The following is a 22,172-nucleotide window of genomic DNA, read 5'->3' as shown; positions in this document are numbered from 1 at the left end:
CGCCGGGCCCGGTCCCACGAGATCGGTGATCGCGGTCGAGATCGGCAGTCAGGACCGCCGATCTCGACGGAACGTGCCGACCTCGTGCCGGACCGCCGAGCTCACAGAGGCGGGAGGAACGGGTCGGGGCGGAGGCCGCGGACGACGTCGGGCGGGACGTGCCGCAGCACCCGCGCGACGACGTGGGACGGCCGGTCCCGGGAGGTGACGCGCAGCAGGCGGTTCCCCGTGCGCTCGATCGCCTCCTGCCGCAGCTTCTCCTGGACGAGCACGCGGCCCGGGTCCTCGCGCGGCGCCAGCCCGGACGGGCCGGTGCGGTACTTCACCAGGCCGTCGAACTCCAGCAGCAGCCGCCACCGCGTCCAGCCCAGGTCGACCCGCACCGGACCGACCTCGGTGCGGAGCGGCACCTGGGTCTCCGGGCGCGGCAACCCGGTCCGCAGGAGGACGTACCGCAGCCAGGTCTCGCGGGCCGACTCCGCGCCCGGGTCCGCGAGCTCGAGCACGTGCCGGGCCCGACGGGATCCGCGACCTCGCGGTGACCGGTCGAGGACGGTCGCGACGTCGGACCGCCGGACGCCCCGCGCGAGCGCCGCGTCCGCCACGACGAGTCCGTCGAGCGCGGGCATCGTGCGCAGGCAGTCGGCGACGGTGCGCGCGAGCGAGGTCGCGGTGACGCCGCGGATCGTCGCCCGGTCCTCGGCGCCCACCTCGCCGACGTGCCGCGTCACGTCGCGCGCCGCGGATCCCGACCTGCGGTACGGCTGGACCACGTGGGTCGTCGTGGGGAGTTCCCACACGGGCAGGCCGTGCAGGAGCGCTGCGGACGCGTGGCTCACGACGGGGTCGGCGCGCAGGGCTCGGGCGACGGCACGGGCTCGGGCGACCGCGAGGGTCCGCGCCGCCGCGAGGGGCGGGACGTCGGGCGCGGGTGTGTCGCGGTACGCACCGCGCCGCACCCGTTCCCACTCGCCGGTGGCGAGCCGGCGCCGGACCTCTTCCGGGAGGTGCTCGTGCGCGAGGTGGAGGGGGGTCGGGGGCTCTCGACTCGGCATGGGGAGAGATCGTGCCGTTCCTGAGACCACCGCGGGCCGGGCGGTACCGGAGCTGTGGACGACGACCGCGCGGTGCGGAGGTTGTGGACGGCGCCCCGGAGCGTCCCTGTGCCGTTCAGGGCCGCAGCACGCGTTCGGCAGGTTCTGCCGACGTCGGCACGTACGACCGCCGACCTCGACTCGGACCGCCGAGCTCGACTGTGTTCGCCGATGTCGACGGGTCCGGTGATCAGCCGCGGGCGGTGCGGCGGCAGACCTCGTCCCAGGGCGTCGGCTCGATCCCGAAGCGGGCGCGTGCCGCGGTGTCGTCGAGGACGTAGGGCCGCTCCCACTGGTAGGCGAGGTCGCGCAGCTCGCGCAGCAGCGGCGAGAACAGGCCGGCGGCGGCGAGGCCGGCGCCGCGCAGGGAGCGGACCCGGACGGGCGGGTGCCCGACGCTCGCGAGGACGTCGGTCAGCGCCTCGCGCTGGGTGCGGGGCGGGTTGCTCGGGGTGTGCCACGTGCGGCCGTGCGCGTCGGGGTCGGCCGCCGCGGCGACCAGGGTGCGGGCGGCGTCCTGGACGTCGGTGAACGAGTGCGGCAGGTCGGTGCGCCCGATCATCGTCACGGCGCGCCCGCGCAGGGCTGCCGGCACGACGCGCGAGACGTGCCCGTTGCCCCCGACGCCGGGCCCGACGAAGTCGGAGCTGCGCACCTCGACGACGCGCGCGCGACCGGCACGGTGCGCGGCCAGCGCGTCGGCCCACAGCCGGGCGCGCAGGACCCCCTTGTGGTCGGTCGCGACGTCGGGCAGGTCCTCGGTCATCGGCCCGTCGACGGGGCCGTAGGGGTAGAGGTTGCCGGTGATCGCGTAGACGGCGCCGGTGCGCTCGGCGGCGGTGAGCAGCGCGGTCGCGAGGGGCGGCCAGACGCGCTCCCACTGCGTGTAGTCGCCGGGGTTGGCGCAGTTGTAGAGCACGTCGGCGCCGTCGGCGACGCGGGTCAGGGCGTCGGCGTCGGAGGCGTCGAGGGCGCGGTGGGTGGCGCCCGCGACGCCGGTGTCCCGGCCGCTGCGGGTGACGACGGTGACGTGCGACCCGCGGGCCGCGAGCTCGGCGGCGACGTGCCGGCCGACGGGCCCGGCGCCGACGACGACGTGCCGGTCGGACGAGGACGGTGCGTTGGTCATGAGGTCTCCTTTCCGAGAGCAGTGCTCTCGCTTCGTCGAGGAGCATGGCACGGGTCGGCATCCATTGCAAGAGCACCGCTCTCGTTTGTGGGCGCCGCTCTCGTCTGTCACCCTGTCGGAATGACGGCTCCTCGCACGGCACGCGCCCTGGCGCGCGAGACCCTGACGCGCGACATCCTCGACGCCGCCCGCGCGCGCCTCGTCGCCGACGGCCCCGCCGGGCTCTCGCTCCGGGCCGTCGCGCGCGACGTCGGCATGGTGTCGTCGGCCGTCTACCGCTACTTCCCGAGCCGCGACGCGCTCCTCACGGCGCTCCTCGTCGAGTGCTACGACGAGCTCGGCGCCGCGGTCGAGGCGGCGGAGGCCGCGGTCGCGCGCGACGACCTGACCGGCCGGTGGCTCGCCGCGTGCCGCGCGCTGCGGGCCTGGTGCGTCGAGCGTCCCGGCGACTTCGCCCTGCTCTACGGCACGCCCGTCCCCGGGTACGCGGCGCCGCAGGACACCGTCGAGCCCGCGACGCGCGTCGTGCGGACCCTCGTCCGCGTCGTCGCCGACTCCTGGGCGGGCGGCGAGGGCCCCGCGCCCGCCCCGCCGTCGGCCGGGGACGCGGACGCGCTCGTCGCCCCCGCCGTCGCGTACGTCGCGTCCCGCGGGCTCGTCGCGGCCGACGCCCCGGCGGAGGCCGTCGTGCGCACGCTCATGGCCTGGACCACCCTGTTCGGCACCGTGTCCTTCGAGCTGTTCGGCCACCTCCACCGCACGGTGGCCGACTACGCCGACTGGTTCGACGCCGTCGCCCTGCGGGCGGGAGCGGACGCGGGCGTGGTCGCCCGGTCGGCGGCGCGCTGACCGGACCGACGGCGCGGCACGGCGGGCTCCGGGAGCGCGCCCGCGGTATGGATGCGGCTTTGCCGCCGCGTGGCCGGTAGCCTGGGGGTTCTGGTTCCTACGAGCACGAACGAGGTTCACGTGCCCACCGGCAAGGTCAAGTGGTTCGACACCGAACGCGGGTTCGGCTTCATCGCCAACGACGACGGCGGCGAGGTCTTCCTGCACGCCTCCGCGCTGCCCGCCGACGCCCCCGCGCCCAAGCCGGGCGCCCGGGTGGACTTCGGCGTCGCCGACGGACGGCGGGGCCCGCAGGCGCTCGCGGTCACGTTCCTCGACCCGGCGCCGTCCGTGGTCAAGGCGAAGCGCCGCTCGGCGGACGAGATGGCGGTCATCGTGGAGGACCTCATCAAGGAGCTCGACCGGATCCGCGACGGGCTCGGCAAGGGCCGCTACCCGGAGAAGGGCAAGGCCACGATGGTCGCCAAGGTCCTGCGCGTGGTCGCCGACGAGATCGAGGGCTGACATGGTCGCCGTGGCTGCTGCCGAGGAGCGTTCCCGGGGAGTGTCCGCGCGTGCCGCGCGCGACGCCGTGCTCACGGGCGCGGTCGAGCTCGCGCGCGCCGCGGCCCAGGAGGTCGCCGAGCGACCCGAGGACGTCGGGGAGCACCTCGGCACCTTCGCCGAGGCGGACCGCCTCATCTCCCACCGGTTCGCGTGCACGATGCGCGGCTACCGCGGCTGGCACTGGACCGTCACCCTCGCGCGCGTGCCGCGCGGGCGGACGGCCACGGTGTGCGAGGTCGAGCTGCTGCCGGGCGACGGCGCGCTGCTCGCGCCGTCGTGGCTCCCGTGGTCCGAGCGCCTGCAGCCCGGCGACGTGGGGCCGGGCGACGTGCTCCCGTTCCGCGCCGACGACCCGCGCCTCGAGCCCGGCTACGTCCCGACGGGCGACGAGGAGCAGGACGCCGTCGCGATCGACGAGCTCGCCCTCGCGCGCGCCCGCGTGCTGTCCCCGCAGGGTCGGGACGAGGCCGCCGAGCGCTGGTACCGCGGCTCGCGCGGCCCGACGGCCCGCGGTGCGGTCGCCTCGGCCGCGGAGTGCGGGTCGTGCGGCTTCCTCGTCACCCTCCAGGGCAGCCTCGGCCAGGTGTTCGGCGTGTGCGCGAACGAGTGGTCGCCCGACGACGGCAAGGTCGTGAGCCTCGACCACGGGTGCGGTGCGCACTCGGAGACCGACGTCGAGCCGCAGCGGAGCGACTGGCCCGACGCCGACCCCCTGGTCGACGAGCTGCACGTCGAGATCGTCTCCCTGCTCGAGTCCGTCGCCCCGCCGGCGGTGCCCGCCGAGGACGGGGCGACGGCCGACGAGGCGGCGACGGCCGAGCCGGAGGCCGCGGTCGCAGCCTCCGGGGCGCCGGCGGAGGTTGCCGACCCGGAGACCGCTCCGGAGGCCCCACCGGCCGACGCCCCCGACCCGGGGACCACCCCGGAGGCCCCGGCGGCCGACGCGCAGCCGGCCCCCGAGCGGGCGGCAGACGAGCCGCAGGAGTGACGGACGACGTCTTCGGGACGGCCGCGCTGCGCCGTGCGGTCCTGGAGGCGTGGCGGTCGTCGCCGACGCGGCTGCGCGAGGACGCGAACACCGAGGAGGACCACGCCCACGGGTCGTACCGGGGGCGCGTCGTCGTCGAGCTCGCGCAGAACGCCGCGGACGCCGCGGCCCGCGCCGGGGTCCCGGGGCGGCTGCGCCTGAGCCTGCACGCGCCGTCGGGACCGGACGAGCCCTGGGTGCTGCGCGCGGCGAACACGGGCGAGCCGCTGGACGCCTCGGGCGTCGCGTCGCTCGTCGCGCTCCGTGCCTCCGCGACCGGACGCAGCCCGCGCGACGCCGACGGTCGGACGCCCACGGTGGGACGGTTCGGGGTCGGCTTCGCCGCGGTCCGCGCGGTCTCCGACCGGGTCCGGGTCGGGACGGGCGAGCGCGCCGTCGAGCTCTCGGTCGCGCGCACGCGCGCCGCGCTCGACGACGTGGTCGCCGACCGTCCGGACCTCGCCGCCGAGGTGGCGCGCCGCGGCGACCGGCTCCCGGCGCTGCGACTCCCGTTCCCGGCCCGTGTCGAGGTGCCGCCGGGGTACGACACGGTCGTCGAGATCGAGCTGCGCGACGCGGACGCCCTCGCCGCCGTCCGCGCGGAGCTCGCCGACGTGGGGGACCCGCTCCTGCTCGCGCTCCCGGCGCTCGCCGAGGTCGTCGTGGCCGGGGACGGCGTCGAGGAGCGACGGGTCGCGGACGTCGCCGACCGGTGGACCGTCCTGCGGCGCGAGGGGACGATCGACGCGGCGCTGCTCGCGGACCGCCCGGTCGAGGAGCGTGCGTCGACGCGGTGGTCGGTCACGTGGGCGCTCCCGGACGACGGGGCGCGCACCGACGTGCTGCACGCCCCGACCCCCACCGACGAGCGCCTCACCTTCCCCGCGCTGCTCCTGGCGACCTTCCCGCTGGACCCGGCGCGCCGGCACGTCCCGCCCGGGCCGGTCACCGCGCACGTGGCGCGTGCGGCGGGGCGTGCGTACGCGGAGCTGCTCGGCGAGCTCGCGCCAGAGCGCGGTGCCGACGTGCTCGCCCTCGTCCCGACCGGGCTGCCGGCGAGCGCCGTCGACGCGGAGGTCCGCGCGTCGGCCGAGGCGGCGCTCGCCCGGACCCCGCTCCTGCCGCTCGACGCGCCGGTCGCGCGCCCCGCCGCGGGGGTTCTCCGTGCCGACGACGACGTGCTCGAGGACGGGGGCGCGGCGGCGACCGTGCGGCAGGCCCTGGTCACGCCCGCCGAGGCGTGCGTCCTCGCGGGGGACGTGGGCGACGCGCGCGTGCGGTCCGAGCTGGGGGTCGCCCACCTGGTGGACGTCCCGGGGCCGCTCCGTGCGGTCGCGCGGTCGCTCGGCACACGGGTCGTGGACCTCGCGGACGTCGTGGACGACCTCCCGCTCGTCGCCGACCCGGCGCGCTGGCGGTCGCTGTACGACGCGCTGGCACCGCACGCCGGCGACAGGTCGGTGCTCGAGGCCCTGGGGGCGCTCCCCGTGCCGCTGCTCGGCGGGCAGGTCGTGCGCGGCGCGCGCGGGCTCCTGCTCCTGGACGCCGGGCCGGGCGAGCCGTCGGACGGCGGTGCGCTCGACGCGCGCGACGCGGCCGAGCTCGGGCTGCGCGTGGTCGACCCGCGGGCCGCGCACCCGCTGCTCGAACGGCTCGGGGCACGGGCGACCCACCTCCGGGCGGTGCTCTCCGAGGGGGCGGTGCGCGAGCGCGTCCTGGCGGCCTCGGACGCGGCGGACGCGGGCGACGACCCGACGGCGGACGTGGGCCGGCTGCTCGCGCTGGTCGCTGCCGCGGTGCGCGCGGCACCGGACCCGGCGCGGGCGGGCCTGCCCTTCTGGTGGGGCGAGCTGCCCGTGCCGACGGCGGACGGTGGCTGGTCGCCCGTGCGCGGCTGCGCGCTGCCCGGGACGTGGGCCGCGGACGCGCTCGACACGCTCGACCTGGTCGATCCCGCGGTCGTCGACCGCTGGGGCGAGCCGGTGCTGCGCGCGGTGGGCGCGGCCGACGGGCTCGGGGTGCTGCGCGTGCGCGACGTGCTCACGCCGGCGTCGGACGACGAGCCGGACCTGGACCCGCACGCCCCGGAGGGCTGGCTGTCCGACTGGGGCGGGTACCTCGCGTACCTCGCGGCGACGCTCGGTCCCGAGGCGTACGCGGGCGACGTCCTCGCGGTCGCGGACCTCGACGCGGTCGCCGACGCGGCGTGGCCGGACGCGCTCGCGCGCCTCGCCACGGAGCCCGGGACCCGGGAGGCGCTGCTCGCCCCGGTGCGGGCCGAGGGAGGTCGGACCACCACGGCGCGCTCCTACACCGCGTGGTGGCTGCGCGAGGAGCTCGGCGGCGCGTTCGCGCTCGGGTCGGGCCTCCGGCACGTCCCGTTCCTGCGCCCGGCCCCGCCGGACGTGGCGGGGCTCGACGACGAGGTGCTGGCCGCGCTGGGCGGCGTGCGGGACCTCGCGGAGCTCGCGCCGGACGAGTGGGTCGAGCTGCTGGACGACCTGCCCGACGTCGGAGAGGCGGTCGACGCACGGGCCGCGCTGACGCTCTGGCGCGCGCTCGGCGCCCTCGCGGCCCGTGGCGAGCGGCTGGATCCGCCGCCCGAGCGCCTGCCCGCGCTGCGTGCCGGGGCGGTGCTGGTGGTCGGCGCGGACGACGTCGCCGTCGCCCCCGACCCGATGTGGTCACCCGTCCGCGCGGTCCTCCCGGCGCCGCCGGGTCTGCTGGCCGAGGTCGCCGACCTCCTGGACGTCCGGACCGTCCCGCGCACCGCTCCCGCCCCCGACGACCCGGGCCGTCGTGGCGACGTCCCCGAGGCGGTGCGCGCGGTCCTCGACGGCGCGGCGCCCCGCACCTGGGAACGTCACGACGACCTGCGCGTGGGCGGGGTCGCGGTGCCGTGGTGGGTGGAGCACGGCGGGGGAGCGGACGCCGTGGTCCACGCGACCGGCCCGGCCGGGCTCGCGGCGGGGCTCGCGGTCGCGACGGGACGCCACGGCGCGCGGTTCGTGCTCGAGCAGGCGCTCCGCGACCCCGACGCGGCGCAGGACGCGCTCGCGCGGACCGCCTGGGACGACCCTCAGTCGTCCGAGGACGCGCGGTAGCGGGTGCGGTTCCGGCGCTCCCACACGAGGCCGAGCAGGCCGAGGACGAGGCCGACGCCGCACGTCGCGACGGCGCGCGGCGTGATCGCGCCGGTCGCGAGGAGGGCCGTGCACACGACGAGCGCGACGGTCCAGAGGCCCATGCCGACGAGGATCACGACGCGCAGGTCGACCCGCCAGGGCCCGGGGTCGGGGCGGCGGCGGTCGGGGTGGAGCAGCAGCGTGACGAACGAGGGCACAGGGGCATCGTAGCCACCGCGCGGTTTTTCACCCGCTCCTGGCTGTCACACCCGTGACCTGCACCACATCTCCTTCTGGTGTGAACACACGTCGGGACCGCTCGCAACGGCACGCTAGGATGCAGGCGCCGCGCTACGGCCTCCACACATGGTCACTCGTCCAGGTGGATCTGGTCGGCGCCGGGCCGCACATCGCTTCGGGACCTTCGTCCGATGTATCCGGACCTTCGGCAGAACGTGGAACCTGGACACCCGTCCAATCTATTTCTCCGAGCGGCTAGCGCGGCACGAGATCCGCAGGATCCTGCCCCTCAGGACGACTCCGACCGTGACGGTGCGGAACGTCTTCTCACCCGGGTGAAACCCCCTGGCAACCCTCGTTCCCGCAGTTTCTGAACCCTAGGATGAGTCGCCATGCAGGGTGTGGAACCGACCGGAGGTGGACGCATGTCCCACAGCGTCACCGAGGACGCCAGGCGGAGCCTGCGCACCCTTCTCGCCACGACTCCCGCGGCGCGGATCCGCGCCGCGCGCGCCGCGTTCGCGGCCCAGGGCTGGGAGGTCGCCTACCGGCGCCGGCTCCTGCTCACCGACACCGCCGTGATCGTCGTCGCCGTCCTCGTCGCCTACTTCCTGCGCTGGGACCAGTTCATCGACGAGCCCGTCCGTGAGGCACGCGTTCCGTACGTCGTGCTCAGCCTGCTGGTCGGGGTCGCCTGGTCCGTCTCGCTCGTCGCGAGCCGGACGCGCGACCCGCGGGTGATGGGGAGCGGCCCCACCGAGTACCACCGGATCTTCGACGCGTCGTGGCGCCTCTTCGCCGTCCTCGCGGTCCTCGCGTTCCTGCTCCGCTTCCCGGAGGCGCGGGGGTACCTCGCGTTCGCGTTCCCGATCGGCCTCGGCGGCCTGCTCCTCGGCCGGTACGCGTGGCGGCAGTGGCTGCACGGTCAGCGGGCCCACGGTCGCATGCGGTCGGCTGTGCTCGCGATCGGTCACCGCGACCAGGCCGAGCGGCTCATCCGCGACCTCAACGGCCGCGACGAGTCGGGGTACCGCGTCGTGGGCGTGTGCGTCCCGTCGGGCGGGTTCGGGGCGGGCGAGGAGATCCGCGGCGTCCCCGTCCTCGGGGAGCTGCGGCACGCGGGCGAGGTCGCCACGCGGGTCGGCGCGGACGTCGTCGCCGTCTCGGGCTCGGACGCCATCACGGCCGAGGTCGTCCGCCGGCTCGGCTGGGAGCTCGAGCCGTACGGCGTCGACCTCATGCTCACGGCCGAGCTCGCGGACGTCGCCGGCCCCCGCATCACCATCACGCCGGCGGAGAGCGTCTCGCTCCTGCACGTGGACGCGCCGCGCTTCACCGGCCCCAAGTTCGCCGTGAAGTCCGTCATCGACTGGACGGGAGCGGCGCTCATCACGCTCGCCGCGCTCCCGGTGCTCGTGATCGTCGCGCTCGCCGTCCGCCTCACCAGCCGCGGCCCGGTGCTCTTCCGTCAGGAGCGCGTCGGCCGCAACGGACGGACGTTCCCCATGTTCAAGTTCCGGTCGATGCGCGCCGGGGCCGACCGCGAGGTCCAGCACCTCGAGGAGCAGAACGACGGGGCCGGCCCGCTGTTCAAGATGCGCGACGACCCGCGCGTCACGCCCGTCGGCCGCGTGCTGCGCCGCTACTCGCTCGACGAGCTCCCGCAGCTCTTCAACGTGCTGCGCGGCGACATGAGCCTCGTCGGGCCGCGGCCGCCGCTGCCGCGCGAGGTGCAGCAGTACGAGAAGAAGGTGCGTCGTCGCCTCCTGGTCAAGCCGGGTCTCACGGGGCTGTGGCAGGTCGGGGGCCGGTCGGACCTGTCGTGGGAGGAGAGCGTCCGGCTCGACGTCTACTACGTCGAGAACTGGACGATGTTCGGCGACTTCCTCATCCTCGCGCGCACGGCGCGCGCGGTGTTCTCCGGCTCCGGGGCCTACTGAGGCCCGCCGGGATGCAGGGTCGGGCGCGGGGAGGTGCGTCGTGCGGGTCTCGGTCTCGGGATGCGGTCGCCGCGGCGTCCTGCACGCGGCCTCCCTCGCGGCCGCCGGCCACGAGGTCGTGCTCCACGACACGGACCCCGCTGCCCTCGACGCGCTCCGCACGGGCCTGGGCCACGCGGCTGAGCCGCGGCTGCACCGGCTCCTCGCGCTCGGCCTCGTGAGCGGGCGGCTGCGCCCGACGACGGACCGCACGGCGGTCGCCGGTGCGCGGGTGCACGTCCTGTGCGTCGGCGCGGGACCCGACCCCGACCCGGACGGCGTCTCGCGCGTGGTGACGCTCCGCGACGCGCTCGACGACCTCGCCCCGCACCTCGGCCCCGGGGACCTGGTCGTCGGGCGCGCCCGCGTCCCCGCCGGGACGGCGGAGTGGCTCGCGGCGGGCCTCGTCGCCGACGGCGTCCGCGCGACCGTCGCGTGGGTCCCCGACGAGCACCGGACCGGGCACGCGGTCGTCGACGTCCTCCACCCGGCCCGGCTCGTCCACGGGGTCCCTGCCGGCCCGGCCGGCGAGCGGGCGGCCGCGATCCTCGACGCGCTCCACGCCGTGCAGCTCGCGACCGGCGCTCCCCGGACCGTCACCGACCTCGCGACCGCGGAGCGGCTCGGGCACGGGGCCGGCACGCCGCGCCCCACGGCGCTCGGCGGTCGCGGCAGGACCGGCCACGACGGCGCGGACGTGGCGTCGAGCACACCCGGGGCGACGCTGGCCGCCGTCGGGGCCGCCTGACGTGGGCGGACGCCCACCGGGGACGATGCCGGACCGTGTCCCGCGTGTTACCGCGCGGTCACAGGGTTCTGGCAGCATTCTCACCATGTCCACACCCACCCCCGTCCACGAGGACGAGCACGCGCCTGCCCCCGCGTCCGGCGCGATCGACCGCTTCTTCAAGATCACCGAGCGCGGCTCGACGGTCGGCACCGAGATCCGTGGTGGTCTCGTCACGTTCTTCGCGATGGCCTACATCATCGTGCTGAACCCGCTGATCATCGGGACGGTCCAGGACGGCACGGGCCAGTTCCTCGGCGGCGGCGACGCGCCCGACTTCGGCAAGATCGCCGCGGCGACCGCGCTCGTCGCGGGCGTCATGACGATCGCCATGGGCGTCTTCGCGAACTTCCCCCTCGGCCTCGCGGCCGGGCTGGGCCTCAACGCGGTCGTGGCGTACTCCATCGCCTCGCTGCCGGGGGTGACCTGGGCGGACGCGATGGGCCTCGTCGTCATCGAGGGCCTCATCATCCTGCTCCTCGTGCTCACCGGGTTCCGCGAGGCGGTCTTCCGCGCGGTCCCGGTCGAGCTGAAGACGGCCATCAGCGTGGGCATCGGCCTCTTCATCGCGCTCATCGGCCTCGTCAACGCGGGCTTCGTCACCGCGGGCAGCGGCACGCTCCTCGCGCTCGGCAACCTCGGCACGTGGCCGATCCTCGTGTTCGTCGTGGGCCTCGTGCTGACGATCGTGCTGTGGGTCCGCAAGGTCAAGGGCGCGCTGCTCGTCGCGATCCTCACCGCGACCGCGCTCGCCGTCGTGCTGGAGAACACGCTGCACATCGGCGCCAAGGCGCCCGACGGCTCCAACCCGAACGGCTTCAACCTCAACGCGCCCACGTTCGACGGCGTCGTGCAGGTCCCGGACTTCGGCCTCCTCGGCCAGTTCTCGCTCCTGGGCTCGTTCCAGAACATCGCGACCGTCACCGTGATCCTGCTGGTGTTCTCGCTCCTGCTCGCGGACTTCTTCGACACGATGGGCACCATGGTCGCCGTCGGCGCCGAGGCGCGCCTCAACGACGCCGACGGCGTCCCGCCGCGCTCGCGCGCGATCCTCGTCGTCGACTCGCTCGCCGCGGCCGCGGGCGGCGCGGGCTCGGTGTCGTCGAACACGAGCTTCGTCGAGTCCACGACCGGCGCGGGCGAGGGTGCGCGCACCGGTCTCGCCTCGGTCGTCACGGGCGTCGCGTTCCTGCTCGCGACGTTCCTGTCGCCGCTCGTCGCGCTCGTGCCCTACGAGGCCGCCGCACCGGCGCTGGTCTTCGTCGGGTTCCTCATGATGACCCAGATCGCCGGCATCTCGTGGAAGAACGTCGAGATCGCGATCCCGGCGTTCCTCACGATCATCGTCATGCCGTTCACCTACTCGATCGCGGACGGCATCGGCGCGGGCTTCCTCGCGTTCGTCGTCATCAAGCTCGCGCTCGGCAAGGTCCGCGCGATCCACCCGCTCATGTGGGTCGCGTCGGCGATGTTCCTCGTGTACTTCCTCCTCGGCCCGATCCGGGAGGCGCTGGGCCTCTAGGCTCGGCCCATGACGAGCGCGGCGGACGAGCGGTCGGGGAAGGCGTCGGTCGACGCCCTCCCCGCCGCTCGTCCGCCCGCGTTCTACCGGCTGGAGAACACCGTCCAGCCGTATGACTGGGGCTCGACGTCGGCGATCCAGGACCTCCTGGGGGTGGCACCGGACGGTCGTCCGGCGGCCGAGCTGTGGATGGGCGCGCACCCGCTCGCGCCGTCGCGCGTCGTGCCCGACGGCGAACGGCGCCCGGCCGAGGCGCGACCGGGCGTGCCGGCGGCATCGGGCACGACGCTCGCGGACCTGGTGCGCGCGGACCCGGTGGGGGCCCTGGGCCAGCGCGTGCTCGACCAGCACGGGCCCCGCCTGCCGTTCCTGCTCAAGGTGCTCGCCGCCGAGCGCGCGCTCTCGCTGCAGGTCCACCCGCGGCCGCACCTCGCGCGCGCCGGGTTCAACCGCGAGAACCGGGAGGGCGTGGCGCGCGACTCGCCGCTGCGCAGCTTCCACGACGACCAGCACAAGCCCGAGATGGTCGTGGCGGTGACGCGCTTCGAGGGGCTGTCGGGCTTCCGCCGTCCGACGCGCATCCTCGAGCTCCTCGACGGCCTCGACGGAGACCTCGTCGGGCGCATGCGGGCGGCGCTCCTCGCCAGCCCCACGGAGGCGGGCGTCCGCGCGGCGTTCACGCTCGCCCTGCACGCGCGTTCCGAGCCCGACGTCGCGGCGGACCTCGCGCGGACCGTCGCGTCGGTGCGGGCCCGGGCCGAGGCAGCGTCCGGTACCGGTGCCGCTCCGGCGTCCGGGGTTCCTCGTCGGACGTCGCAGCGTGCCGACGCCACGGTGCTCTCGCTGGCGGACCAGCACCCGGGCGACCCGGGCGCCGTCGTCTCCCTCATGCTCAACCGGGTCACGCTCGCCCCCGGGGAGTCGATGTTCGTGCCCTCGGGGCACGTGCACGCCTACCTGTCCGGGTGCGCGGTCGAGATCATGGCGAGCTCGGACAACGTCCTGCGTGCCGGGCTCACGACCAAGCTCGTCGACGTCGACGCGCTGCTCGAGTGCGCCACGTGCACGCCCGGACCCGCCGCACGGCCGCGGCTGGTCGAGGACGGTTCCGGCCTCGTCACCTACCGCCCGCCCGTGGCGGAGTTCGCGCTCCGGGCGGGCCGGGTCACGGGCCCGGTGGCCCTGCCCGACGCCGGTCCGCGCGTCGTGCTGTGCCTGGACGGTGCGGTGACGCTCGCCGGAGGCTCGGGTGCGCGCTCCGTCGAGGTGCGCCTGGCGCGCGGCGAGTCGGTCTTCGTCCCGCACGGGACGGGGCCGGTGGTCGCGCGCGGTGACGGCCGCACCGTCGTCGCCTACGTGCCCTGACCCGGGGCCGCACCGCTCACCGTTCTGCCCCGCGGGGGTGACGTGCGCCCCTTTCTTTACTCAAGGTAATGAGTTAAGGTAACTATCATGCCTGCTGCGGACCCCACTGCCCCCTCCCGGAGCCAGTGCCGGCCCGCGACGCTCGGCGGCGAGCTCCGCGTCGCGCTCACCCGCATCTCGCGCCGCCTGCGTGCCCAGCGCGGCGAGGCCGACCTCCCCGAGGGGCGGTTCGGCGTGCTCACGGTCCTGCACAAGCACGGCGCCATGTCGCCGAGCGAGCTCGCCGAGCACGAGCGCGTCAGGCCGCCGTCGATGACCCGGGCCGTCAACGCCCTCGTCGAGATGGGGCTCGTGGAGAAGACCGAGCACCCGAGTGACCGGCGTCAGGTCGTCGTGCGGCTCACGGACGCCGGCGTGCGCGAGGTCAAGGAGACCCGCCGCCGCCGGGACGCGTGGCTCACGCAGCAGCTGTCCTCCCTCACCCCCGACGAAAGAGAGACCTTGGCCCGCGCCAGTGAGCTGTTGACCCGGATCGCCGCCCGATGAGCGCGACGTTCTCCTCCCTGAAGTACTACAACTACCGCGTCTGGTTCGGCGCCGCGCTCGTCGCGAACGTCGGCACCTGGATGCAGCGCGTCGCGCAGGACTGGCTCGTCCTCACCGACCTCACCGACAACTCCGGCATCGCCGTCGGCGTCGTGACAGCGCTGCAGTTCGCGCCCGTGCTCGCCCTGTCCGCGTGGGCGGGCCTGCTCGCCGACCGGCTCCCGCGCCGTCGGCTCCTCATGGCCACGCAGGGTGCGATGGGCCTGCTCGCGCTCGGTCTCGGTGCCCTCGTCCTGTCCGGGCGCGTCGAGCTCTGGCACGTCTACGTGTTCGCGGGGCTGCTCGGCGTCGTCACCGCGTTCGACAACCCGGTGCGCCAGACCTTCGTCGCCGAGATGGTCCCGGCGGACAAGCTGTCCAACGCCGTCGGGCTCAACAGCGCGTCGTTCAACGCCGCGCGCCTCGTAGGACCGGGCGTCGCGGGTCTGCTCATCGCGGCCGTCGGCTCGGGCTGGCTCTTCATCCTCAACGGCGTGACGTTCGGGGCGACGATCCTCGCGCTCGTGTACATGCGCACGCGCGAGCTCCACGTCCTGCCCAGCGCCCCGCGCGAGAAGGGGCAGATCCGCGAGGGCATCAGGTACGTCCGCAAGCGCACCGACATCATCGTCATCATGGTCGTCGTCGGCGTCGTGTCGACGTTCGGGCTCAACTTCCAGCTCACGTCCGCGATGATGGCCAAGGTCGAGTTCGGCAAGGGCCCGGGGGAGTACGGGATCCTCGGGTCGATCCTCGCCATCGGGTCGCTGACCGGTGCTCTGCTCGCCGCGCGGCGCGAGCGCCCGCGCGTCCGGCTCGTCATCGGGTCCGCGTTCGGGTTCGCCGTCGCGACGGGCGTCATGGCGCTCATGCCGACCTACCCGAGCTACGCGATCGCCTGCATCCCCGTCGGCCTCGCGTCGCTGACGATGATGACCGCGGCCAACTCCACGATCCAGATGTCCGTCGACCCCGTCATGCGCGGGCGCGTCATGTCGCTCTACATGATCGTGTTCCTCGGCGCGACGCCGGTCGGGTCGCCGCTCGTCGGCTGGATCGCCGAGGCCTGGGGCCCGCGCTGGGCCATCGGCGTCGGCTCGATCACCGCCGGCCTCGTCGCCGTGGGCGCCGCCGTCTGGGCCGTGCGCAACTGGCACCTCGAGGTCCGCTACCGCGTCCTCCAGCGCCCGCACCTCGTGGTCCGCTACCTCGACGCGGGCACCCCGGCGGACCGCTCGGCCCGCGCCGAGACGAGCCGTCGCCTCGGGATCGAGGACGCGGAGGAAGCGGCCCGCGCCGCCTGACCCCCCGGTCCCTCCGCCGAACACGACCTTGGTGTCGCAATGGCCTCCATAGCGACACCAAGGTCGTGTTCGACGCGGGGGAGGGTCGTGGTCGTCAGGCGAGGTGCGCGACGACGTGGTCGACGCACGCCGTGAGGGCGCGGACGTCGTCGGGCTCGATCGCCGGGAACATCGCCACGCGGAGCTGGTTGCGGCCGAGCTTGCGGTAGGGGAAGACGTCGAGGACCCCGTTCGCGCGGAGCGCGGCCACGACGGCGGTCGCGTCGATCGCGTCGTCGAGGTCGATCGTGCCGACGACGGTGGAGCGCTGCGCCGGGTCGGCGACGAACGGCGTCGCCCACTCGCGCGCCTCGGCCCAGCCGTAGAGGTGGGCTGCCGACTCGGCCGACCGGGCCGCGGCCCAGGGGAGACCGCCGTTGCCGAGGATCCACTCGACCTGCTCCGCGAGCATGACGAGCGTGGCGATCGCGGGCGTGTTGAGCGTCTGGTCCAGCCGCGAGTTGGCCGCCGCCGTGCGCAGCGAGAGGGACTCCGGCACCCAGCGCGTGCCGCTCGACTCGACCTCCTCCGCGCGCGCGAGCGCGTCGGGCGAGCACAGCGCGAGCCACAGACCGCCGTCGGACCCGAAGACCTTCTGCGGCGCGAAGTAGTAGACGTCGGTCTCGGCGACGTCCACGGGGAGCGCCCCCGCGCCCGAGGTGGCGTCGACGAGCGTGAGCGCGCCGCGCTCGCGCGACCCCTCCACGCGTCGGACCGGAGCCATGGCGCCCGTCGAGGTCTCGTTGTGCGGCCACGCGTGCACGTCGACGTCGTCGGCCGGCTCGGGCAGCGCGACGGACCCGGCGGGGGCCGAGATCACCTGCGACGGCTCGAGGAACGGCGCCGACGTCGTCGCGGCGGCGAACTTGGCGCCGAACTCGCCGAACGCGGCGTGCTGCGCCTTGGTGCGCACGAGGCTCGCCGTGGCGACGTCCCAGAACGTCGTGGAGCCACCGTTCCCGAGCACGACCTCGTACCCCTCGGGCAGCGCGAAGAGCTCGGCGAGCCCGTCGCGCGTCCGGCGCACGACCGCGCGGACCGGCGCCTGACGGTGGGACGTCCCGAGCAGGGACGCACCGGCGTCGGACAGGGCGCGGACCTGCGCGGCGCGGACCTTGCTCGGCCCGGAGCCGAACCGGCCGTCGGTCGGCAGCAGGTCCGAGGGGATCGTGATGGTGGCGTTCGCGGGATCGGGCACGCCGTCACCCTACGCGCGTGGCGCCCGGGTCGGGAGCGGTGTCCGCGGACGGGCGACGACGGCGGTCGCCGGGTCGCGGAGGGGGTGCCGGAGCCGTGGGGCGGGACCGGCGCCACGGGTTCTCCCGCGCCGTCCCCAGGCCGGGTCACGGGCTCGCCATAGACTGTCCCCCAGCGGCCCGCCGGTGCGGGCAGGCGCCCCGCGGCGACGACGACCGGGCGCCCCGAGCCGACGAGCGACTGGGAGCGTGACGTGACCGATCTGATCGATACCACCGAGATGTATCTGAAGACGATCTACGAGCTCGTGGAAGAGGGCATCGTCCCGCTGCGCGCGCGCATCGCGGAGCGCCTCGGCCACTCGGGACCCACGGTGTCGCAGACGGTCGCGCGCATGGAGCGCGACGGCCTCGTCGTCGTCACGGGCGACCGCCACCTGGAGCTCACGTCCGTCGGCCACGACAAGGCGACGCGCGTCATGCGCAAGCACCGGCTCGCCGAGCGCCTGCTGACCGACGTGATCAAGCTCGACTGGGAGTACGTGCACACCGAGGCGTGCCGGTGGGAGCACGTGATGAGCGAGCTCGTCGAGGAGCGCCTCATCGGGCTGCTCGACCACCCCCACTTCGACCCGTACGGGAACCCGATCCCGGGCCTGCCGGAGCTGGGGGAGCAGTTCGAGGAGGTCGACTTCCTCGACGGCGTCGTGTCGCTCCCGGTGTTCCTCGCGGAGCACGGCCGTGACGGCGCGGAGACGCGCGTCGTGCTGCAGCGGATCGCCGAGCCGATCCAGGTCGACGTCGAGCTGCTCGCGCGCCTCGCGGAGGCCGAGGTGCTGCCCCGTCGCACCCTCGTCGTGCGGTCGACGGGCGACGGCGGCGCGACCGTCCAGGGGGAGGGTGCGGCGGTCGTGCTGGACCTGCCCGACGACGTCGCGCGTCACCTCTTCGTCGCCCGGGGCTAGCCGCCCGTTCACCGGCAAATGGGCGCTGACCTGGGGCGATATGATCGTCCGCATCGATTCGTAATGGGAACGTGACTTTTGCCGGGGCGTCCTGTACGGTCGGTGCTGCTCCATCGGAATACCCATTCGACGGAGTCCTCGCGCGGAACGCCTAACCCTGTCACCGCAAGAGGCCAACGACGACCCGATGACAGGGACGGGGGACCCACTTCCGGGTGCTGGAGACAGCGCCCTTGGGGTGAAGCCTGACGGACCTCGGTCCTGACGGCCGGGTGACTCTTCCACCCGAACCCGACAGCTGACCTCGCAGGCGTCTTGGAGAGGCACAAAGTGACCGTGAGCACGACTCGCGCCCGCCACCGCGCGGCGCGGCGTCCCGTGACGCCACTCAGCTCCATCGCCCAGGCCGCGTCGGACCAGATGTCGACCGTCGGTCGCCGCACCGCCGTCGTCGCCGCGTCCTCGGGCCTCATCGTCTCGATGATCGGTGCCGCCGCCCCCGCGACCGCGGCCCCCGTCGACAACGAGTCCGGCAAGCTCAACGCCGTCGACCTCAGCGCCCTCACCGCGCAGGCGCGCCAGGCGCTCGAGGCCGCTCCCGCGGTGACCGTCGCGGCCGACGCGGCGTTCACGATCGAGCAGGCGGCGGCCCCCGTCACCGTGACCCCGGCCCCCGAGCCGGAGCCGGAGCCGGAGCCCGTCCGCACCACGCAGACGAGCCGCACGCAGGAGCGTCAGTCCACCCAGTCCGAGGCTCCTGCCCAGCAGGAGGCGGCCGTCGAGGTTCCCGCCTCGGCCTACGGCTCGACCATCGTCTCGATCGCCGCGCGCTACGTGGGCGTCCCCTACGTCTACGGCGGCACCACCCCCGACGGCTTCGACTGCTCGGGATTCACCAGCTACGTCTACGCGCAGGTCGGCATCAGCCTGCCGCGCACGTCGAGCGCCCAGGGCTCCGTCGGCACCAAGGTGTCGCGCGACCAGGCGCAGCCGGGCGACCTCATCTGGACGCCGGGCCACATCGCGATCTACGCGGGCGACAACATGATGATCGACGCCCCGCGCCCCGGGAAGACCGTCCAGTTCCGTCAGATCTGGCAGTCGAACCCCACGTTCATCCGCGTGGCCTGATCGCCCACGCCCCAGGGCCCTGGCGGTCACTGGCCTGACGAACCCCGTCACCTCGCGCATCGTCGCGAGGAGGCGGGGTTCGTGGCATTCTTGACGTGTTCGTGACTCGTGGCAGACGGACGGGCGCACTGGTCTCGGCTAGGTTGGTCGTCCGATGGCACCGGGCCGTCGAGAGGAGAGTCGCTCATGACCCGCACGGAATCCGTCCTCGTCGGCGTCGACGGCTCGGCACCGAGCCTGCACGCCCTGGACTGGGCCGCCGCGTACGCGCTGCGGGTGGGCTGGCCGCTCCACATCGTCTGTACCTACTCCTTGCCGTCGTTCACCGCTGCGTCGCTGGACGGCGGCTACGCGGCGCTCGACGACTCGGCCATCCAGGAGGGCGCCCGGGCGGTCCTCGAGGAGGCGCGTGCGCGGTCCGAGGCGGCCGGGGTCCGCACGACCGCGACGGTGACGACGGGCGACGCCGCGGGCGTGCTCGTCGAGATGTCGCGCGAGCACTCGCTCGTCGTCGTCGGCACGAGGGGCCGGGGCGGCTTCACCGAGCGGCTCCTCGGCACCGTCTCCTCGGCGCTGCCCGCGCACGCCCACTGCCCGACCGTCGTGGTGCCCTACCGCTCCGAGGCGAAGAGCGAGGAGGGAGCGCCGCAGGAGCCCCTCACCGTGAAGCCCCTGCGACGCATCGTCGTCGGCGTCGACGGGTCGCCGTCGGCGGAGATCGCCCTGCGCCACGCGATCCGTCAGGCCCAGGCCTGGGACGCGGAGCTCGTCGCGGTCGCCGGTGTCCCGGTCGGTGCCGGTGCCGGCCTCCTGGCGTGGCTGCCCGCGTCGATCGACCACGAGCAGGTGCTCGCGGACATCACCGAGGGCCTCAACGTCATCATCGACCGCCACGAGGCGGAGCATCCCGGGCTCACGATCAAGCGGATCGTCCTCGACGGCACGGGCGCCGAGCTCCTCACGGAGTTCTCGACGGCCTCCGACCTGGTCGTGGTCGGTTCCCGCGGGCGCGGCGGCTTCCGCGGGCTGCTGCTCGGCTCCACGAGCCAGGCCGTCCTGCACCACTCGGCGTGCCCGGTCATGGTCGTGACCAAGAAGTGCGAGGACGACGCGCCGACGGCCGAGGACGGCTGAGCGCCCGAGAACCACCAGGAGGGCCGGACGCGTGCGGCGGTGCGCCTCGCGCGTCCGGCCCCGCGGCGGGTGCCTGGCGGCCGGTCAGCTGCGGTTGCGGTAGAGGCGCATCGTGATCGGGGCGAGGACCGCGGTCAGGACGACCGACGCGACGAGGACCCACACGATCCCCTCCGTCGCGGGCTCTCCCGCCATGAGGCCGCGGACCGCGGTCACGAGGTGGGTCACCGGGTTGACGTCGACGAAGCGCTGCAGCACGACCGGCATCGTCGACGGGTCGACGAAGATGTTGGACGCGAACGTCAACGGCATGAGCACGAGCATCGACGTCCCCATGACGGCGTTGGGGGAGCGCAGCACGAGCCCGAGGGCCGTGAACACCCAGCTCAGCGCGAACGCGAAGACGAGCAGCAGCACGACCCCGAGGACCACACCGACCACCCCGCCCGGCGGGCGGAAACCCAGGACGAGGCCGAGCGCGAGGGTCACGGCCGACGCGATCGTGTAGCGCACCGTGTCGCCGAGCAGCGCACCGACGATCGGCGCGGGCCGCCACACGGGCAACGACCGGAACCGGTCGAACACGCCCTTGCTGATGTCGGTGTTCATCGTGTAGCCGGTGTAGATCGTCGTGAAGAGCACCGCCTGCACGAGGATGCCCGGCAGCAGGAACTGGAGGTAGCTCTGCACGTCCCCGGCGAGCGCGCCGCCGAAGAGGTACGTGAACATGAGCGTGAAGATGATCGGCGAGACCGTGACGTCGAAGAGCTGTTCTGGCACGTGCTTGATCTTGAGCAGCGCACGCCACGTGTAGGTGAAGGTCGCCGACACCGCGGACGGCCGCGAGGGCCGCCGATCGAGCGCGACCGCGGCCCGCAGCGCGTTCGCCTCGGGCGCGCGCAGCTCCGCGGCGGTGATGGTGGGGTCCGCGGCCATCAGGCGACCTCCTCGGTCGTCTCGTCGTCGTCCATGGGCTGGCCCGTCAGGGCGAGGAACACCTCGTCGAGGCTCGGCTGGCCGAGCGTGAACTCGGGGACCACGATGCCCTCGTCCCCGAGCGCGGGCAGGATGCGCGCGACGTCCGCGGCGCCGTCGTCGGGAACGCGCGCCGTGAACGCGTACGGGTCGTTCGCGAGCGTGATCTCCGTGCCGAGCAGCGCGCCCACGACCTCCGCCGCGCGACCCCGCCGGGTCGCGTCGGCGAGCCGGACGTGGACCGCGCCCTCGCCCACGGAGCGCTTGAGCTCCGTCGCGGTGCCCTCCGCGATGACCTTGCCGTGGTCGATCACGGCGATCCGGTCGGCGAGCTGGTCCGCCTCCTCCAGGTACTGCGTCGTCAGCAGGACCGTCGCGCCGTCCGCCACCAGCACGCGGACGATGTCCCACACCTGGTTGCGGCTGCGCGGGTCGAGGCCCGTCGTCGGCTCGTCGAGGAAGATGACGCGCGGGCTCATGACGAGGCTCGCCGCGAGGTCGATGCGTCGCCGCATGCCGCCCGAGTACGTCTTCACCTGGCGGTCGCCCGCGTCGCCCAGGCCGAACGCCTCCAGGAGCTCGGCCGAGCGCCCGCGTGCCGTGCCCCCGAGGAACCCGTAGAGCCGTGCGAGCATCACGAGGTTCTCCGTCCCCGTGAGGTCCTCGTCCACCGACGCGTACTGCCCCGTGAGCCCGACGACGGAGCGCACCTTGTCGGCGTCGTGCACCACGTCGTGGCCCAGCACGCGTGCGGTCCCCGCGTCGGGGCGCAGGAGCGTCGCGAGCATGCGGACCGCGGTCGTCTTGCCCGCGCCGTTCGGCCCGAGCACGCCGAACACGGTGCCCTCGGGGATGAGCAGGTCGATGCCGTCGACCGCCTTGGTCACGGACTTCCCGGTCGTGAAGTGCTTGACGAGGCCGCGTGCCTCGACGGCGAGGTCGCCACGTGCAGTGTCGGTCATGTCCCCTCCGCGGGTGGTCGTTCGCCGGAACCGACGAGCCGCCCGGCTCCCCGGGCCACCCACCCACCGACCGTCGGGGCCGGCGGAACTCATCGGTCGCGCGTCTTCCATCCTGCGCCGCGCGGCCGCCCGACGACCAGTGCGATTCGTCAGAAGCAGAGCGGAGTGTGGCCGCGCGAAGGAGAGCCTCCGGTCGCGGGGGGGAAAACATGGGGGGT

At 74.7% G+C, this 22,172-nt stretch carries 19 protein-coding genes and 1 riboswitch; of the genes, 13 read left to right on the top strand and 6 right to left on the bottom strand.

All coding sequences use genetic code 11. The features are described 5' to 3' along the window. Positions 1–101: 101 nt before the first annotated feature. Together ABWU78_RS09235 and ABWU78_RS09230 are read right to left on the bottom strand one after the other, a co-directional pair. Positions 102–1,055 carry a hypothetical protein gene (locus ABWU78_RS09235; protein WP_253052688.1) on the bottom strand — a complete coding sequence of 318 codons (954 nt, stop codon included), beginning with the start codon at positions 1,053–1,055 and terminating at the stop codon, positions 102–104. Between the two features lie 229 nt (positions 1,056–1,284). Then, positions 1,285–2,223: an NAD-dependent epimerase/dehydratase family protein gene (locus tag ABWU78_RS09230; protein ID WP_353708493.1), complete on the bottom strand. Its 939-nt coding sequence runs from the start codon at positions 2,221–2,223 to the stop codon at positions 1,285–1,287. A gap of 120 nt (positions 2,224–2,343) precedes the next feature. On the opposite strand from ABWU78_RS09230, the gene ABWU78_RS09225 reads away from it, so the two are divergent. The 4 genes from ABWU78_RS09225 (at position 2,344) to ABWU78_RS09210 (ending at position 7,749) form a co-directional block, all read left to right on the top strand. Beyond that, on the top strand, positions 2,344–3,072 hold the full coding sequence (locus tag ABWU78_RS09225) for a TetR/AcrR family transcriptional regulator (RefSeq protein WP_253052692.1): 729 nt from the start codon (positions 2,344–2,346) through the stop codon (positions 3,070–3,072). A 120-nt stretch (positions 3,073–3,192) separates the two neighbouring features. Further along, positions 3,193–3,576 (top strand): cold-shock protein, encoded by a 384-nt coding sequence (locus tag ABWU78_RS09220; RefSeq protein ID WP_253052694.1) that lies wholly within the window; start codon positions 3,193–3,195, stop codon positions 3,574–3,576. 1 nt (position 3,577) lies between these two features. Beyond that, on the top strand, positions 3,578–4,606 hold the full coding sequence (locus tag ABWU78_RS09215; protein WP_253052696.1) for a DUF3027 domain-containing protein: 1,029 nt from the start codon (positions 3,578–3,580) through the stop codon (positions 4,604–4,606). Next, positions 4,603–7,749 (top strand): sacsin N-terminal ATP-binding-like domain-containing protein, encoded by a 3,147-nt coding sequence (locus ABWU78_RS09210; protein WP_353708494.1) that lies wholly within the window; start codon positions 4,603–4,605, stop codon positions 7,747–7,749. Before ABWU78_RS09215 ends, ABWU78_RS09210 begins: the two co-directional genes overlap by 4 nt. Here ABWU78_RS09210 and ABWU78_RS09205 read toward each other — a convergent pair. Then, positions 7,725–7,988 carry a DUF2530 domain-containing protein gene (locus tag ABWU78_RS09205; protein WP_253052702.1) on the bottom strand — a complete coding sequence of 88 codons (264 nt, stop codon included), beginning with the start codon at positions 7,986–7,988 and terminating at the stop codon, positions 7,725–7,727. The two genes, ABWU78_RS09210 and ABWU78_RS09205, sit on opposite strands and share 25 nt — an antisense overlap. 447 nt (positions 7,989–8,435) lie before the next feature. Between ABWU78_RS09205 and ABWU78_RS09200 the strand changes: the two genes are divergently transcribed. The 6 genes from ABWU78_RS09200 (at position 8,436) to ABWU78_RS09175 (ending at position 15,552) form a co-directional block, all read left to right on the top strand. Beyond that, entirely contained in the window at positions 8,436–9,950 is a 1,515-nt protein-coding gene (locus tag ABWU78_RS09200) for a sugar transferase (RefSeq protein ID WP_253052704.1), read from the top strand. 40 nt (positions 9,951–9,990) lie between these two features. Next, complete coding sequence (locus tag ABWU78_RS09195; protein WP_353708495.1) at positions 9,991–10,737, top strand: hypothetical protein; 747 nt, start codon at positions 9,991–9,993, stop codon at positions 10,735–10,737. Positions 10,738–10,822: 85 nt separating this feature from the next. Then, positions 10,823–12,298 (top strand): NCS2 family permease, encoded by a 1,476-nt coding sequence (locus tag ABWU78_RS09190; RefSeq protein ID WP_253052708.1) that lies wholly within the window; start codon positions 10,823–10,825, stop codon positions 12,296–12,298. 9 nt (positions 12,299–12,307) lie between these two features. Next, positions 12,308–13,663 (top strand): mannose-6-phosphate isomerase, class I, encoded by a 1,356-nt coding sequence (gene manA / locus ABWU78_RS09185; protein ID WP_353708496.1) that lies wholly within the window; start codon positions 12,308–12,310, stop codon positions 13,661–13,663. An 87-nt stretch (positions 13,664–13,750) separates the two neighbouring features. Next, complete coding sequence (locus ABWU78_RS09180; protein ID WP_253052715.1) at positions 13,751–14,209, top strand: MarR family winged helix-turn-helix transcriptional regulator; 459 nt, start codon at positions 13,751–13,753, stop codon at positions 14,207–14,209. After that, the gene (locus ABWU78_RS09175) at positions 14,206–15,552 is read left to right on the top strand and encodes an MFS transporter (RefSeq protein ID WP_253052717.1); all 1,347 of its coding nucleotides are present in this window, start codon (positions 14,206–14,208) and stop codon (positions 15,550–15,552) included. Before ABWU78_RS09180 ends, ABWU78_RS09175 begins: the two co-directional genes overlap by 4 nt. Before the next feature lie 94 nt (positions 15,553–15,646). Here the strand turns inward: ABWU78_RS09175 and serC are convergent, their stop codons facing one another. Continuing rightward, positions 15,647–16,789 carry a phosphoserine transaminase gene (gene serC, locus ABWU78_RS09170; protein WP_439158159.1) on the bottom strand — a complete coding sequence of 381 codons (1,143 nt, stop codon included), beginning with the start codon at positions 16,787–16,789 and terminating at the stop codon, positions 15,647–15,649. A gap of 252 nt (positions 16,790–17,041) precedes the next feature. Here serC and ABWU78_RS09165 point away from each other — a divergent pair, with 252 nt between their 5' ends. From ABWU78_RS09165 to ABWU78_RS09155, 3 genes are all read left to right on the top strand, one after another. Next, positions 17,042–17,752, top strand: a complete 711-nt coding sequence (locus tag ABWU78_RS09165; RefSeq protein ID WP_253052721.1) for a metal-dependent transcriptional regulator — start codon at positions 17,042–17,044, stop codon at positions 17,750–17,752. Between the two features lie 167 nt (positions 17,753–17,919). Beyond that, positions 17,920–18,080, top strand: a riboswitch (cyclic di-AMP (ydaO/yuaA leader). Between the two features lie 2 nt (positions 18,081–18,082). After that, positions 18,083–18,883, top strand: coding sequence for a C40 family peptidase (locus ABWU78_RS09160; RefSeq protein WP_253052723.1), 801 nt, complete (start codon positions 18,083–18,085; stop codon positions 18,881–18,883). A 186-nt stretch (positions 18,884–19,069) separates the two neighbouring features. Beyond that, positions 19,070–20,017, top strand: a complete 948-nt coding sequence (locus tag ABWU78_RS09155) for a universal stress protein (protein ID WP_253052725.1) — start codon at positions 19,070–19,072, stop codon at positions 20,015–20,017. Positions 20,018–20,101: 84 nt separating this feature from the next. Here ABWU78_RS09155 and ABWU78_RS09150 read toward each other — a convergent pair whose 3' ends face one another. Together ABWU78_RS09150 and ABWU78_RS09145 are read right to left on the bottom strand one after the other, a co-directional pair. Next, positions 20,102–20,953 carry an ABC transporter permease gene (locus ABWU78_RS09150; protein WP_253052727.1) on the bottom strand — a complete coding sequence of 284 codons (852 nt, stop codon included), beginning with the start codon at positions 20,951–20,953 and terminating at the stop codon, positions 20,102–20,104. Continuing rightward, positions 20,953–21,954, bottom strand: a complete 1,002-nt coding sequence (locus ABWU78_RS09145; protein WP_253052729.1) for an ATP-binding cassette domain-containing protein — start codon at positions 21,952–21,954, stop codon at positions 20,953–20,955. The genes ABWU78_RS09150 and ABWU78_RS09145 overlap by 1 nt, the downstream gene beginning before the upstream one ends. Between the last annotated feature and the right edge of the window lie 218 nt (positions 21,955–22,172).

The sequence above is a fragment of the Cellulosimicrobium sp. CpK407 genome, assembly GCF_051844275.1.
GTDB classification, from domain to species: domain Bacteria; phylum Actinomycetota; class Actinomycetes; order Actinomycetales; family Cellulomonadaceae; genus Cellulosimicrobium; species Cellulosimicrobium cellulans_G.
Note: the sequence above shows the minus strand (reverse complement) of the source record. Positions and strands in the feature narration are given on the sequence as shown.